Here is a 14,477-nt window from a genome sequence, read left to right on the forward strand (position 1 = left end):
AGAGGATGTTGTTGCCGGTACCGCAGAAGCTGTTGCCGTAGAAGGCGATGGCCTTGCCGTAGCGGGTACCGGCCAGGTTCGTCGGGACCACGACCACGGGCGCCGGGTAGAGCTTGGCGTCGAAGGTCCAGGGCTGGGCGTCGCCATCCTCGAAGTCGCCCTTGATCACCAGGTTGTCCGGCTGCTGGCCCAGGGCGGCCTTGAGGCCGGTGATCGCGCTGGCCTGGCTGTCGAGCTTGCCCTGGGCCTCGCTGACCTTGTTGCTCAGGGTGGTCACGGCCGCGGCATCGGCCTTGCCCGACAGCGCGCTCTGCAGCCCGGTGAGCTGGGTGTTCTGCACCGTGTTGACGCCTTCGGCGGCGGTGATCTGGCTTTCCGCCTTGCTCATTCGCGCCGCCAGGCCGTTGCTGTCCTTGACCACCTGGCCGATGTCCAGCCAATAGGCGGCGCTCGGTGGTGGCGTCTTGATCGGCACCGCCTTGAGCGCCTGGTACAGGCCCTGGGCCTGGCGCACGATATCGCCCGCCACGTAGGCCTTGGCCGAGTCGTAGCTCAGCGCGTTGGCGGCGCGGGCGACATCGTCCAGGCGCGACTGCACGTCGCTGTTCAGGCTTTGCAGGCGCTGGTTCACCGAGCCGTTGCCCGTGCCATCGATCAACTCGATACGGTCGAACAGGTGCTTGCCCAGCGCCGACTCGCTGATCTTGCCGGAGAAGTAGCGGTCATAGTCGCTTTGCTCGGCGCTGGACTGGCCGCGCACGCCGATGCCGTCCGGGTACCATTTGCCGACGTTGCCGCTACGGTCCACCAGGCGCGCCCAGAAGAACAGCTGCGCGCCGGCGGCCAGGCCCTGCAGCTCATGCTCGGCCTGCGGGTAGGCGAAGTCGCCGAGCTTCTTCGCCTCGGCGCGGTTGGCACTGGTGCCATGCCAGATTTCCGTGCGCTGGGTATCGCCGGTGCCCTCCGGGAACCGCCAGTTCAGGCCGATGCCGAACACCTTGCTGGTCGCCAGCAGCTCCGCCACCGCCGCTGGCGTGCCGACCTTGCCCTGCAGCGTGGTCAGCGCGGACAGCTTCCAGATCGAGGTGATCTCGCCCACGCTGATCGAACGCACCCGGGCCAGGTAGTCACCGGCGTAGATGCCCACGACATCGACGCTGGTGGCGCCGCTGCGTGGCAGGCTGACCCAGTTGCCATCGTCCTTGCGCCACTCCACTTCGTAGGCCACCGCGCCAGCCACGGCGGGCCAGGAAATGGTCAGGGTGCTGACCGCCAGTCCCTGGCTGACAGCATGGTTGCTGGCCAGGCTGACACTGGCCGGTGGTGGCACCAGGTTGATCGGCGTGACGCTGATCGGACGCTCCTCCAGCCGCGCGCCGCTGTCGATGTGGGCGAACTTGCTCGGCTCGTACTGCACCGCGCTGATCTCGTAGATCCCAGGCTCCGGGCGCGACACGCTGGTCACCCGGTACAGCGGCACGCTCAGGTCCGGCGCATCCAGGGCCCAGACCAGCTCGGCCTCGGGGGCGACGCTGTAGGCGGTGGTCAGCGTCAGGCGGCGGCCTTCGACAGCGTCCACCGTGCGCGCCTCGCAGGTGCCGTCGGGCAGGTTGAGAATCAGCCGGTCGCCCGGCTTGGCCTGGGTGTCACGGTCGAGGGTGACCTGGCGGCCGCTGGCGGTGGCGATTCGCCCGCCGATGGCGCGCCCGGCGAGCAGTTCGTCGGCCACCGGAATGACGAAGCCCGGCAACGGGATGCGCCCGTCCATGCCCACCCGGAAACTGATGCCACGGTCCCGGGCGTTGGTCGCCAGCGCCCATTTGCCACGGCGTTGCGCTTCGGACTCGCGGGTGCAACCGATGGCGCTGATCTCCAGCGGATTGTCGCCGTAGCGACGCTGCAGCTTCTCGTCGGTGACCACCGTGACATCGGTGTCGTAGCTGTTGAGCGGGTTGTCGTAGCTGATCAGTGCCCGGCTGTAGCGGCTGCGCTCCGAGCCGCTGGAATAGTTGAACTTGCCGCCGATGACATTGGCGCGGGTGTAGGCGAAGTCGAAGTCGGTGGCCCGCGGCATGTCGGCCAGGCTGTACAGCTGGCCCTGGGCCCAGTAGGTCATGCCGCGATAGATACCGGCGATATCGCGCAGCAGCGACCAGGCCTCGGCCTTGCTCTGCAGGTTGAGGTTGCAGATGAAGCGCGGCTCCTGGCCTCCCTTGCCGTCCGGCACCAGTTGGTCACAGTACTGGGCGATGCGGTACAGCTCCCACTTGTCGACCATCCAGGGCTTGATCCGGCGGCCCAGGCCGAAGCGGTCGTTGGTGCAGATGCCATAGGTGACCCAGGCCGGGTTGTCGGTCCAGGCCTCCTTGAAGGTGCCGTCCCACACGCCGATGTAGGCGCGAGTGTCCGGGTCGTAGTTGCTCGGCACCGGCCACTTGCGGCCACGGCATTCCACGGTCACCGCCGGGATATTGCGGAACTGCTCGGCGGAGAACTCGATGTACAGCAGCGCCGTGTTGGGGTAGCGCAGCTTGGCGTCGATCACCTCGGTCAGGCCGGCGAGCTGCATGGTGTCGGCGACCTTGTTGTTGTTCTGGTTCGCCGTCAGCCGGCGCACGCGCAAGGTCCAGCCGGTCGTCGCCTTGGGCAGGTCGATGCGCCGGGTACGCTCGTAGGCGCTGGTGGTCTTGCCATGTACCGCGTCCTTGAGCACTTCCTGGTAGGCGCCGCCGTCGGTGGCCACCTCGACCACATACTCGATGCGATGACCGTTGATGTTGCCGGCCCCATCCATGGCCTGCAGTGCTGGCCAGGCAAAGCGCAGACGCACCGCCGACAGGCGGGTGTCACTGATGGCATGGACCCAGGGCTTGTCGCTGCGCAGCTCGATGCCCTGGCTGATCTCGTTGTCCACCGACGGGATGCCGGGAATGTGGGGTTGCTCCACCGAGCCGGTGCGCCACTCCCATTTGACACCAGGGAAGTTGTAGTTGCCCTGGTCGTCCATCAACGGCGTGCCGTCGAGGTAGATGTCGCGGGCGGTCGGCGTGCCGGCGAACTCGCCCTCGCCGATGGCCAGGAGCATCTTGGCGACCGCGATGGAGCGCAGGCTGTCCGGCGCCTCGACCGGCGTCTTGGGCTTCTTCTGACCACCTTTGCGACCGGTGATCACGGGTCTGTTGGTTTCGCCCATGTGTTCCTCCAGGCGTAAAAAAACCGCCTCCGAGGCGGTTGGCTGAATATGGCCGGGGGTTCAGGACCGCTATGGCGCTGTACCTGGCATTGTGACCCTGGCGCTCAGAGCCGGTCCTCGGCGTAGATCGCCGCGCTGATGATGGCGCCGCCCCAGCGCCGCTTGCCGACGCACAGCGGCACCGGGTTGCCCGAGGCGGTGGTGTTGCGCGCCGCGCCGAAGGCGTAGCCGGGGGTGTTCTCCGGTGCCTGGCTCATGCTCAACCCCTTGGGCTGCGGGCTGAGCAGTTGCATGACGCCTCCCAGCGCCATGGCCGCGCCCATGTTGGCGACGAAGCCCACCGTCCCCTCCGAGGCGAACGCGGCACCGACGCCACCGCTGTAGATGGCGGCGGCGGCGATCATCACGACGCCGACGATGGTCTGCAGGGTGCCAGCGCGCTTGCTGCCGGCGACCACCGGGACAATGCGGATTTCCTCCCGGGCCTGGAAACCGAGCTCCGCCTCGCCGACATTGCGGTGGTCGTTGAACACGGCGAACTCCAGCCCGCGCGAACGGGCATTGGCGAGAAACCGCTCGAAACCAGGTAGCAGCACGCACAAGGCCTTGATCGCCTCGCGCGGGGTGTTGACCGCCAGTTCGAAGGTCTTGCCGAACTGACGCAGTTGGCCGCCGAGCCTGACACGGGTCAGCGGCGAATGAATGGTGGCTGCTGACATTGCAACTCCTTCTGCGAAAGACGGCTGCCAGGGGCAGCCGCATTGACCGAGTGGCGCCCTGCCCTCACAGGCGATCCTCGGCGTAGATGGCCGCGCTGACGATCGCCCCGCCCCAGCGGCGCCTGCCGATGCACAGCGGCACCGGCAGGCCGGTGGTCACGGTGTTGCGGGCATTGCCGAAGGCGTAGCCTGGGGTGTTCGAAGGGCTGGCGCTGAGCTTGAGCCCCTTGGGCTGCGGGCTGAGCATCTGCATCACGCCGCCGGCCATGAGGCCGGCGCCCATCTGCACCGCCCAGGTCTGCCCGAAGTACAGCCCGCCGACGATCATCACCGCGCCGACGATGGTCTGCAGGATGCCGCCACGCTTGCTGCCGGCCAGCACCGGGACGATGCGCAGTTCACTGGTGCCGCCCAGGGCGAAGGCATTGCTGTCGACGTTGCGGCGATTGCGAAAGATCGCGAAGCGCATGCCCAGGCGGTCGAGCCGACGGATCTCTTGCTCGAAACCTTCCAGGGTGTTGCGCAAGGCACGGAACACCTCCCAGGCCTGGCCACTGTCCAGGCGCCGCCGGTGCTCGCGGCCGAACTTGCGCGCCAGCACACCGGACAACTTGATGGTGGTCGTGGCTGGCGCATTGATCACGGATACAGCCATCTATGGCCTCCTGTGAGAATCTGCTTGAAACGAAAGCCGCTCAACCGCTGGCGGCGGCATCGCGATGACGCAGCACCAGCCGAGTGCGATCCAGCCACGGGCCACCGAAGACGATCACTTCGCTGGGGCGTCCATACAGATGGTGCAGCAGGAACGGGCCGGCGCCGGTCGGCGTCCATGGCTCGCCAGGCAGGCGGGGGTCGCTGCCCAGGTAGATGCCGGCGTGGTTGGGATGGGCGGTGCGACCGATGGCCATGACCAGCATGTCGCCACGTTGCGGTGTGTCCACCGCGACGAAGCCGGCGTTGGCATAGGCCTGCTCGTACAGGCTCGGGCCCTGGGCGTCCTCCCACCAACCATCCTCGCGGCTGTAGTGGGGGAAGGTCAGGCCCCATTCGCGCAGATACCAGTCGGCGCACACCTGCCAGCAGTCCCACAGGCCATGCACGAAAGGGCGTCCGAGCAACGGCGTGTCGCCCTTGGGCCGGATCGTGCGCAAGTCGCCTTCCGGCCAGGACAGGATATGCCAGGGCAGGCCCGTGGCCTCGCACATGGCCAGATCGCGGGTGGACGGCAGGCTGCTGGCATCGGGATGCGAATGCACCACCGCGACGATCTCCCCCAGGTCTTCCGCCGCCGCGTAGTCGTGCGGATCGATGCGGAACTCTTCGCCGGGCTCGCTGGCGGTGTTGCGGCAACGCTGGTACTGCAACTGCCCCGCCCGCTCGATGACCAGTCCGCAGGCTTCGCGGGGGTAGTCCTCGGCGGCATGGCCACGAATCGCATCGAGCAGCTCCGGTGCCATGGTTCAGCTCCGGGCGATCAGCGAGACGGCCGGAAAGCCGCCGTGGGGCAGCTCGGCCGCCTCGCCGAAGCGCAGCTTGCACGAGCCCAGGCCGCCCTTGCAGCGATCCTTGGCCGGATCGTCGGTGGGGCGGTCTTCGTCGTCGAAACGCAAGCTGCCGGTGTAGCCGCAGTTCGGGCCGCGATAGCCATTGGTCATGGCCCAATGGCAGTAGGCGGTCATCTGCCGACCCGGCAAGCCGTGGTTGTCGATCTCGCCGGGGGACGACAACTCCCACTGCACTTGCTCGTCGTCCTCCTGGGTCTTCTGGTCGAGGAACCAGATCTCCAGGGCTTCCTGGGTAGGATCGGCCTGAGCATTGCCGGCGGCGAAGTTGCGCGCATCCAGGTACTGGCCCAAGGTCTGGCGCACGGTCAGCTTGAACTTGAGCAGGTCCTCGAAGGCCAGGCACAAGGCGGTGACCCGGCCATCGACGTTGCCAGCGGTGAACTTCGGCCGCGTGGCGCGACCATTGCTGTTGGCGCCTATGCCGTCGACCTGCACCGGCCAGGCGGCGTACTCGTTGCCCTGCCACCAGATCGAGCGGGCCGGCAAGTCGGCCTTGGCCTGGTCCGCCGCAGCGACGGCATCGGGCTCATGGGTGATGGCATGACCGTGAAAGCGCAGGGTGTCGGCGCCGAACTCGCTGCCGTCGATCTCGAACAGCACGATTTCCGCGCCCGGCTCGAGTTTCTGGATGTCATTGATCAGAGCCATGTCTGCTCTCCTCGGTCATGGGTGAAAAGCCTGCTCGAAGGTCGCACTGATGCTGTACAGGCCGCCGCCCTTGGCGGTCGGCTGATAGCCCTTGCAGCGGTACAAGCCCGGCTTGCCCAGTGGCGCGGTCCAGCGAAAGGCACGACTGCCAGCGTGGCGGTCGAGGAACTCGGCGATCGCGCGGATCTTGATCTCGTCACCGATGAACACCAGCGGCCAGGACTGGCTGCGATTGTTGATGCCATCGGCCACCGCCTGTTGGTAGCCGTCGCCGAACTGCACCGTGCGCACGCGGTATTCCACGGTGCCGGTCGGTTCGGTCCTGGGGCTCCAGGTAAAGGTTTCCATGTGATGTTCTCCTTGATCAACGGCCATGGATGGCCGACCAGATCTGCCCGCCCGGCATCAGCTCGCGGGAAATCTGCTCGCTGGCGCCCTGGCGGGCGGCGCCGGCATAGGCGTTGGCCAGGCGCTGGGCATTGCCCTCGCCCGCCGCGGCGTTACCGTCACCAGCGGCCACGTTGATGGTCTGCTGGATCACCACTTCACTGCTGTGGCTGGCGCCCGAGCCAGCGCCCAGGGCACGGACGCCCAAGGCGCCGTCGGCGCCGCGCGTCAGTGGCATGATCGCTTCGGGACCGGCTTCGCCGAACAGCGCCATCGGTGCCAGGGTCGGACCCGTGGCGACACTGTTGGTGAAGGCACCGCCCTTGGCGAACTTCAGGCCGCTGACGTCGAGCTGCGGGGTGAAGGTGGTACTGGTGCCGCCCACGGACATGTTGGTGGCGGTGGGCGCGGAACCACCGCTGAACCACGAGCCGACGAGGTTCATGCCAAACCCGAGCAGGCTGCTCAGCGCCTTGGAGGCCGCGGTCTTGGCCGCCAGCGCGGCCATGTCGGCGATCACCGACTTGGCGAAGTCGGAGAACGACAGCTTGCCGGTGGTGGCGAAGGTCTGCACGGCGCTGCCCATGCGGTCGAAGACGCTGGCGAAGACTGCTTGCGATTGCGCCGCGACGTTGCTGGAAGTATCGAGATACTCCTGCCACGCCGCGGACGCGCCGACCATCCAGTCGCCACGCGCCTGACTCATCAGGTCATAGTCGTTGAGCACCTGGTTGGTCATGTCGGCATGCCGGGCGCGCATGTCCTCCAGCTGTTGCTGGTAGTTCGCCCCGTCAGGGCCATTGGCGCCCAGCGGGTTGGCCTGTTCGAACTGGTCCCGTTCGGCGCGGTAGCCTTCGTCGACCTTGAACAGCTGGTCGGCCAGGCCGGCGCGGCGCTTGCTCATGCCCATCTTCGCCACGTCGAGCTCGGTGGCGGCGTGCTGCTTGCGCAGCGCTTCGCTGTAGGGCCTGACAGGATCGTCCTGCACCGCCTGATCCCAGCTAGGTGGCGCATAGGCGGACTGGAAGCGATCCAGTGCCTTTCTCGAGATGTCCAGGCTCGAATCGGCGACGGCGCCCACACTTTTGAGGTACTTCTGGTTGAAAGCCTCGACGTTCTTCTGCATCTCGCGCAGGGTGCGGTCACTGAGGGCCGATGCCCTGGACAGTGCCCGTTCGAGGCTGGAGAGGTCGATCGTCGGGCTGAAACTGGCAAGGTTGGTTGCCATGGGCCTACTCCCTGATCATGGTGAAACCCGCTGCGGCGGGTTTCGTGAAGAAGGTGGTGCCGGTCTTCAGCACCACTGCTGCATGGCACTCTCGAGCGACACCCCCTGGCGCCGCTCGTGAGGCATGAAATCGATCAACTCGGCGCTGCCACCGGCTTGATGGTTGGCCTGCAGCGCCAACATGGCGATACTGGCCTCCAGCCGGCGACCGCCGTGCAAGGAGCCATGGCGCTGGATGTACTGCGCCCAGTCCCTGGCTTCCGCGTAGCTCAGCCGTTCCTTGGCCTCGCCAATCGTGCGGCCGCCGATGCCGTTGAGCACCAGCTCGTGCCAGAACTCATCGGCGGCCGTCAGTTCTTTGCCGGGGTGTTTCCGGTGCCGTTGACTTCGTTGATGGCGTTGAGCAGCACGAAGCCCAGCGACGGCTCGAGGTTGAAGGCATCCTCGACGCGCAGTGGCTCCTCGCCCTCCTCGCCGAGGCTGATCGACGCGGCGAGGTAATGGGCATTGCGGCTGTGGGACGATTCCTGCTCGGCGAACAGGCGCTCGATCACCCCGAACGAATGACGGCGCACATGCACCACCAGGGTCTGGGCGAGCATCTCGCCGGTCTGTGGGTCAGGCCGGTTCCAGACGACTTCCTTGCGCACGCGCTGGCTGTCGACGATGCCGCCCAGGGCCTTGAGTTGATTGATGTTCATTCAGTCCTCCGGGCTCAGGCCTTTTTCGCCCAGGTGGAGCCGCCGGTGCGCTGGATGCTCACCGAGGTGGTGACCACCGCGTTGAGGGCGAAGTTGAACGGGAAGTCGGCCACGTAGCCTTCGAAGGCAAACCAGGTACGGGTGGCCGGCAGCTCGAAGCCATCGCCCTTGCTGTTGACCGTTGGCGCGACATCCTTGCCGTCGGACCAGCCCACCACCCACTTGACGGTGGTGTTGCCCTTGGCTTCGGACAACTGGTGCAGGCGGATGTGGCTGGCATTGGTCGGATCGGCGTTGAGGCCCAGGGTGGCCGTGCCAGGGGTGCGCAGGCCTTTCTTGTAGGTGCGCTCCGCGGCGTCGAGGCTGGTGTCCTCGATCTGCTCGGCCGGCGCGCCGCCCGGTTCGAACGAAGTCACGTGCTCGACTTGCAGCACGCTGAGCGGACCGGTGCCGGAGACCGGTGGAACCAGTGCGTAGATCTGGGTGCCTTGGGTAAGAATCGACATAGGGGTGTTCTCCTTGAACATGATGAAAGCCGTCGCGGGAAATCCCGGACGGTCGGTCGGGTGCTACAGATAAAGGGGAAAGCTTCAGGCTGGCTTCGAGCCATCCAGATAAGGCGGCGCGTCAGGGTCCGGTTCACGGCTCTTCAGATAGGCCACCAGTTGTTCGTTGCTCAGCGCCAGCCGTTCGATCGACTGGCCCAGGGCGGTCTGCACCGCAGCCTGGTTGCCCAGGGCCAGCAACAGTGCTTCGAGTTGCGTTTCGCTCATGCGGGGCTCCTGTTTCAGCGTCCACGGTCGTCGGCGTCGGCGCCGGCCACCGGTTGCTCGATACCCAGGCGGCGAGCCGCCCAGCGTTCATAAAGGCCTATGGCGACATCGGCGCCCGCCATGGCGGTGAGGCAGCCGAAGGCGCTGGCGCTCCAGATCGACATGCCGCTGGCGTACAGCAGCATGACCGTCGAGACACCACAGACCATGCAGGCCCCGGAGCGCAGCGCCAGGCGCCGTAGCAGCGCCCAGCCACGGGCACCAGCCTTGTCCGCGCGCCACATTTCGCCGGACAGACCGCCCAGCAAAGCCAGGGCGATCACCAGCCAGATCGGCATGTCGAGCAGTGCCTGTTGTTCGTTTGTCAAAGTCCTCCCTCCTTGAAAAATGGCCATGTTCATCCCTCCATCGACTGGATGATCGGCACGTCGGGAAGCGCTTCGGCCAGGACATGCAGCATCAGCGTGCTGATCAGCCGATAGGGCTGGCCGTCGCGGGTGACGGTCACCAGCAGGTCGCCCGAGGCCGGGTCATGCTCGATGGCCACGTCGGCCTTGCTGTCCATGTGGCTGAGCGAGTAGCCCCAACCGACACTGGCCGGCGGGAAAGGCACCAGGCCCTGGCTGCCGGTGATCCTGAACCGGCCCTCGCCGAGTGCCTGCGAGGCCAGTCGCGCCTCTGCCGGGGTGATGTCGTAGGTGCTGCCGTCGTTGAGCAGCGTGATGATTGCGCGCATTCAGGCCACCTTGATCGTGCCGTCGTTGCCGACCTTGCAGTTGGCTGTGTTGAGGGTGGTGACGATGGTGAACGGCACCTGCTGCAAGGCCGCGGCCGGTGGCGGCCCGTCGACCACGATGCCCCAGTCCGACTCCTGCCCTCCGGGCATGGCCAGCGCACCGGTGTTCAGGCAACTGACCGCGAAGCGCGGGTAGTAGGCCCGGGCCGGGAACTTCAGGTACAGGTTGGCCAGGCCGTTTTCCTCGTAGAGGATGATCTGCAGGCCATTGTTGGCGGCCAGGGTGCCCATCTCCCGCGAGGACGTGTTGACCAGCGCGGTGGCCGCGACGATCTTGCCGTCGTAGAAGTACCAGCTCAGGTCGATGGTGATCGGCGACGTGTAAGTGGCCAGGCAGCCATGCAGGCGCACCATCGGCGCAATGCCGCCGGCGCTGGGCACCTTGGTCTTGAGCGTGAACGCGTTCACGTAGTTGGACACCGCCATCACGCCGACCTCGCGGTACAGCTGGCCGGACAGCGTCGAGTAGTCGGGCTGCAGGGCGCGGTCCTTGAGCTGCGCCAGGTTGCGGTTGACCTTGTCGAAGCCGGTGCGCACCGTGTCGCCGCCGACGCCAGTGGGCGCCGCGCCCATGTTGATGATTTCGAAACCCATTTCACCTCCGTTGCGATGAATTCCGTAGGTATGAAGCTGGCGAGAGCTCAAGCGCCTCGCACTGCCTCGGCATTCCAAAAAGCCCGCCACGCAGGCTTTTCAGTAATGCGTTGTCGAACCGCCGGCCACGACTGGTGACGCCGCGCGGTTCCGCTTCAAATTGGTGACTCCGACCGCGGCCGCCTGCCCGCCGGATAACTGATCGTGGTGCTTTACGCTGCACACCCGGGCCAGTTGCCAACCCTCTGAACAGTCGAGGCCTGTTCATCGCTGCCTGTGTAACAACCGGTTGCTGACCGGCTTGAGACACAGGTTATGCATCAATGCATATGCAGTCAATGCAATTTTGGAAATATTTATGCACGTGCATTTGCTGAAATGCATGAGGGCCTTTGCGGATGCGGGCCGTAGGGATTTTCTGAAGACGAAAAAAAACCCGCCGAAGCGGGCTTTTCCAGGGAAAGGGAGTTAGCGGGCGTACATGCCCCACCAGAACACATGACCCAGCAGGCTGATTTGCTCGTCCTGCATCTGCTGGAAGCTGTAGTCCTCGTCGGGGTGTTCATCGCGATTGAAGCTGCGCAAGCGGATGCCGGTAGGCAGACGGTAGACCTGCTTCACCCGCAGCTGGCCATTGTGGTTGATGGCGTAGAGATCGCCATCGATGATGTCACCGATACCGCATCGACCGGTGTTGACCCCGACCGTCGCGCCATCGCGCAGTACCGGCAACATGCTGTTGCCGCGCACCGTCACGCACTTGGCGTGATCGAACTGCACACCGTTGTGGCGCAGGCTGCGCTTGCCGAAACGCAGGCGCGCGTTCTCGCTCTCTTCGATGACGAATCTTCCTGATCCTGCTGCCAACTCGACCTCACGGAGAAAAGGAACGGACACCTCGTCGTCCTCGACGGGAGTTTCATCGTCCCACAGGCTGATATCGCTCAGGGCCGAATGGCCCTGGGTCAGGGGCGCCGCGTCACGCGACTCGCCCAGCTCGGCACGCCCCCGCAGTTGGTCGGTGCTCACGCCAAAATATTCGGCGATCCTCGACACATGCTTGTCCGACGGATCGACGATCTTCTCGGCGAGGATCCGCGACAGGGTCGATTGCGGTACACCCGTGCGCCGGTGCAGCTCCGTCGGTGACAGGCCGTGGCGATCGAGCAGTTCTCTGAGTACGGTGGCTACGTTGCGCTTTTGCATAAAATGCATATTGCCGGCAGTGCGGCGAAATTGCAATCGCGTCGCCCTGGATAGGGTAGCCTCAGGCCAGGCAATCCCCACGGCACAAGAGGGACCACGATGATCGGCTTCACCTTCCGCCAGCTCGAGTACTTCGTCGCCACCGCCGGCTGTAAAGCCGCTGAACTCACCAGGCAGCCGCAGATCCAGCAGCAGCACCTCGGCCTTGCTGCACGCAGGAGCCACGACTGAAACTAGCAGGAAGGGTCTGCCGGTTCGGCGGGCCGTGCTGAATATTGGCGTATTCTCCCGGTTTGCTACTTTATCGTCGGCAGGCAGAGCGCCCACTTTTGCCCGACGAATTCAATACGGGTAAAATGCGTGCCTTACGGATTTAGCGTGCTTTCACCCGGAGTTTCTCTCGTAATGACATCGCTGAAAATGCAAGGGACAGATAGCGCCCTAAAAAACAACGGGCATTTATCATACCGCCCGGACATTGATGGACTTCGCGCCCTAGCCGTGCTGCCGGTCATTTTGTTTCATGCCGGGTTAAACTCCTTTCGTGGCGGCTTTGTAGGCGTTGACATCTTTTTTGTCATCAGCGGCTTTTTGATCACCTCCATCATTTTAATGGAGAAGAACGCCGGAACATTCAAGCTCTCATCTTTTTACAGTAGACGAGCCAAGCGAATACTACCTGCGTTGTTCTTAGTGATTGCGTGCACCATCCCGTTTGCCTGGTACACACTTCCCCCGGCGGAAATGCAGTCATTCGCCCAAAGCATCTTGGCCACACTGACATTCAGTTCGAATATTTTGTTCTGGATGCAAAGCGGATACTTTGACACCACTGCAAGCCTCAAGCCGCTCTTGCACACATGGAGCCTTGCAGTAGAAGAGCAGTATTACATTATCTTTCCCCTCCTCATTCTGGCGCTGTGGAAGACAGGAACTCGTTCACTGACCATGCTGCTTTGCGCTCTGCTGATTATGAGCCTCGCCTTTTCGGTCTGGCTCTATGGAAAGGACCAGACAGGCGCGTTCTATCTGCTGCCTGCCAGAGCATGGGAGATTCTGACCGGCGCCCTCATTGCCATGATCGGTTGGAAGCCAACCAGCAGCCGGCTCACCAGCATCATGAGCGCCCTTGGCTTGGTGTTGGTACTGGTATCGATCTTCGCGTACAAGAAAATGGCGCACCTGGGCGCCCTACATACGCTACCTGCCGTAGTCGGGGCAGCACTCATCATCCAGTTCTCTCGCGAGGGGAGCCTGGTCTACCGCCTGCTCACCCTGCGCGCAGCCCTGCTCGTCGGAATGCTCAGCTACAGCGCGTATCTGTGGCACCAGCCCGTGCTGGCACTGGCCAAGCTCCACTTCTCGCAAGACCTGAGCAAACCTCTCATCACGCTGCTGATCGCACTCACATTCGTGCTCTCCATCATCAGTTACAGGCTCATCGAGAATCCAGCGAGGAGAACGAAGGGCCGGGCATCCAACGCCGTGATCTCGGCGGCGCTGGCGGCTGGCATGGCGCTGGCAGTGGTGGGGTACATCGGCAACGCAAACTCAGGGTTCCCCGAGCGAGCAGAAGGTTTTTACCCGCTCACCGCTCAACAGGCGGAACATGATCTGCTCCAGCGCTTCACAAATGATTCACAGAACAGTGCCATCTATCGGACGGCAGAAGCCCCAGCAAAAACCATCCTTATCATCGGCGACTCTTATGTTCCGAACTGGTCGATAGGCATCAATGAAAACATCGACCACAAACAGTACCGTACCATTTCGATCAGCTATCTCCACTGCCAGGTAGACATAAATAGCTCCCGTATCACCGTCACAACCACCGAGTCTAAATATGAGAAAAATTGCTCTGCCTTTGACCGGTACGCAAACGACAAAGAGATTCTGAAATCAGTTGAAAAAATCTTCCTGGTTTCACATCGCCCCTTCGAGTACCAGGCCAACAAATTTAGGTTCGAGCTACTCAAAGCCCTGAAAGCACGCACTGGCGCTGAAGCCTACATATTTGGCGATTACTACCAACTCGATTCCAGCAAAGGTGAGACGTGCATGAACACCATGTTCGCCAGTGGCAAAGACTCAAGAGCCTGCTTGGAGAAAGCCATTTATCCAGCAACGACACAAACACAAACATCGAGCGATGTGCCCAGCGACCTGAATTATCATTTCGTAGACGTCATCGAGTTACTGTGCGGCTATCAGAAAGCCAAGTGTCCGGCCAGTGTAAACGGTGTTCCGTTCATGGAAGACTGGAACCACTTGACCGCCACATTTGTTAAACATGTATTTTCCAGCATCCCGCGCAGCTCCGCAGATGCACTTCGCGATATCGGCCTGGCAGACACCTTCCACTGACCGCCCCAACTCTGAAAGCGGCGCACCGCGCATCCTGCAACGGGAGGCTTCGGGCGCCGCGTCAACCGCGCAAGACGCTGAAGCGACAGCTGGAGAAAATACTCAACCCGGTCATCGGCAAAATCGACAGCATCAGCCATGGTTTGCGTCCTCATGGCCTCGCGCTCGCCCGCCATCATGCCGCCTGCAGCGCGTCGTTGGTGGCGGCACCGGCTCGGGGCAAAACCAAACTCGACACACCTATGCGTGCTGGTGCCTGACTGCCCGTGGTAACCTTGCGCTCATCGCGCAGCAAATGGG

At 63.8% G+C, this 14,477-nt stretch carries 16 protein-coding genes and 1 pseudogene; 2 read left to right on the forward strand and 15 right to left on the reverse strand.

The features are described 5' to 3' along the window. Positions 1-304 precede the first annotated feature (304 nt). The 15 genes and pseudogenes from ACYUME_RS20125 to ACYUME_RS20195 form a co-directional block, all read right to left on the reverse strand. Positions 305-3,193: pseudogene (locus tag ACYUME_RS20125) on the reverse strand (TipJ family phage tail tip protein); the annotation flags it as partial. 104 nt (positions 3,194-3,297) lie between these two features. After that, entirely contained in the window at positions 3,298-3,912 is a 615-nt protein-coding gene (locus ACYUME_RS20130; RefSeq protein ID WP_279884673.1) for a tail assembly protein, read from the reverse strand. A 64-nt stretch (positions 3,913-3,976) separates the two neighbouring features. Then, the gene (locus ACYUME_RS20135; RefSeq protein WP_279884675.1) at positions 3,977-4,567 is read right to left on the reverse strand and encodes a tail assembly protein; all 591 of its coding nucleotides are present in this window, start codon (positions 4,565-4,567) and stop codon (positions 3,977-3,979) included. A gap of 40 nt (positions 4,568-4,607) precedes the next feature. After that, entirely contained in the window at positions 4,608-5,372 is a 765-nt protein-coding gene (locus ACYUME_RS20140) for a C40 family peptidase (protein WP_460416517.1), read from the reverse strand. Between the two features lie 3 nt (positions 5,373-5,375). Continuing rightward, on the reverse strand, positions 5,376-6,128 hold the full coding sequence (locus ACYUME_RS20145; protein WP_279884680.1) for a phage minor tail protein L: 753 nt from the start codon (positions 6,126-6,128) through the stop codon (positions 5,376-5,378). A 15-nt stretch (positions 6,129-6,143) separates the two neighbouring features. After that, on the reverse strand, positions 6,144-6,476 hold the full coding sequence (locus tag ACYUME_RS20150) for a phage tail protein (RefSeq protein ID WP_279884682.1): 333 nt from the start codon (positions 6,474-6,476) through the stop codon (positions 6,144-6,146). Positions 6,477-6,492: 16 nt separating this feature from the next. Continuing rightward, positions 6,493-7,743: a phage tail tape measure protein gene (locus tag ACYUME_RS20155; protein WP_460416519.1), complete on the reverse strand. Its 1,251-nt coding sequence runs from the start codon at positions 7,741-7,743 to the stop codon at positions 6,493-6,495. Between the two features lie 66 nt (positions 7,744-7,809). Next, positions 7,810-8,064, reverse strand: coding sequence for a hypothetical protein (locus ACYUME_RS20160; protein WP_460416521.1), 255 nt, complete (start codon positions 8,062-8,064; stop codon positions 7,810-7,812). 29 nt (positions 8,065-8,093) lie between these two features. Further along, entirely contained in the window at positions 8,094-8,444 is a 351-nt protein-coding gene (locus tag ACYUME_RS20165; protein WP_279884690.1) for a phage tail assembly chaperone family protein, TAC, read from the reverse strand. A 14-nt stretch (positions 8,445-8,458) separates the two neighbouring features. Continuing rightward, positions 8,459-8,950: a phage tail tube protein gene (locus ACYUME_RS20170; protein WP_279884692.1), complete on the reverse strand. Its 492-nt coding sequence runs from the start codon at positions 8,948-8,950 to the stop codon at positions 8,459-8,461. A gap of 84 nt (positions 8,951-9,034) precedes the next feature. Beyond that, positions 9,035-9,217: a hypothetical protein gene (locus tag ACYUME_RS20175; protein ID WP_279884694.1), complete on the reverse strand. Its 183-nt coding sequence runs from the start codon at positions 9,215-9,217 to the stop codon at positions 9,035-9,037. Between the two features lie 14 nt (positions 9,218-9,231). After that, positions 9,232-9,585: a phage holin family protein gene (locus tag ACYUME_RS20180; RefSeq protein ID WP_279884696.1), complete on the reverse strand. Its 354-nt coding sequence runs from the start codon at positions 9,583-9,585 to the stop codon at positions 9,232-9,234. A 29-nt stretch (positions 9,586-9,614) separates the two neighbouring features. Continuing rightward, positions 9,615-9,953: a hypothetical protein gene (locus ACYUME_RS20185; protein WP_279884699.1), complete on the reverse strand. Its 339-nt coding sequence runs from the start codon at positions 9,951-9,953 to the stop codon at positions 9,615-9,617. Then, the gene (locus ACYUME_RS20190; protein ID WP_279804952.1) at positions 9,954-10,607 is read right to left on the reverse strand and encodes a hypothetical protein; all 654 of its coding nucleotides are present in this window, start codon (positions 10,605-10,607) and stop codon (positions 9,954-9,956) included. A gap of 468 nt (positions 10,608-11,075) precedes the next feature. Then, complete coding sequence (locus ACYUME_RS20195) at positions 11,076-11,813, reverse strand: LexA family transcriptional regulator (protein WP_279884701.1); 738 nt, start codon at positions 11,811-11,813, stop codon at positions 11,076-11,078. A 99-nt stretch (positions 11,814-11,912) separates the two neighbouring features. On the opposite strand from ACYUME_RS20195, the gene ACYUME_RS20200 reads away from it, so the two are divergent. Beyond that, positions 11,913-12,044 (forward strand): hypothetical protein, encoded by a 132-nt coding sequence (locus tag ACYUME_RS20200; RefSeq protein ID WP_279884703.1) that lies wholly within the window; start codon positions 11,913-11,915, stop codon positions 12,042-12,044. Positions 12,045-12,218: 174 nt separating this feature from the next. Then, the gene (locus tag ACYUME_RS20205) at positions 12,219-14,177 is read left to right on the forward strand and encodes an acyltransferase family protein (RefSeq protein ID WP_460416525.1); all 1,959 of its coding nucleotides are present in this window, start codon (positions 12,219-12,221) and stop codon (positions 14,175-14,177) included. The last annotated feature ends 300 nt before the right edge of the window (positions 14,178-14,477 follow it).

The sequence above is a fragment of the Pseudomonas sp. microsymbiont 2 genome, assembly GCF_054788395.1.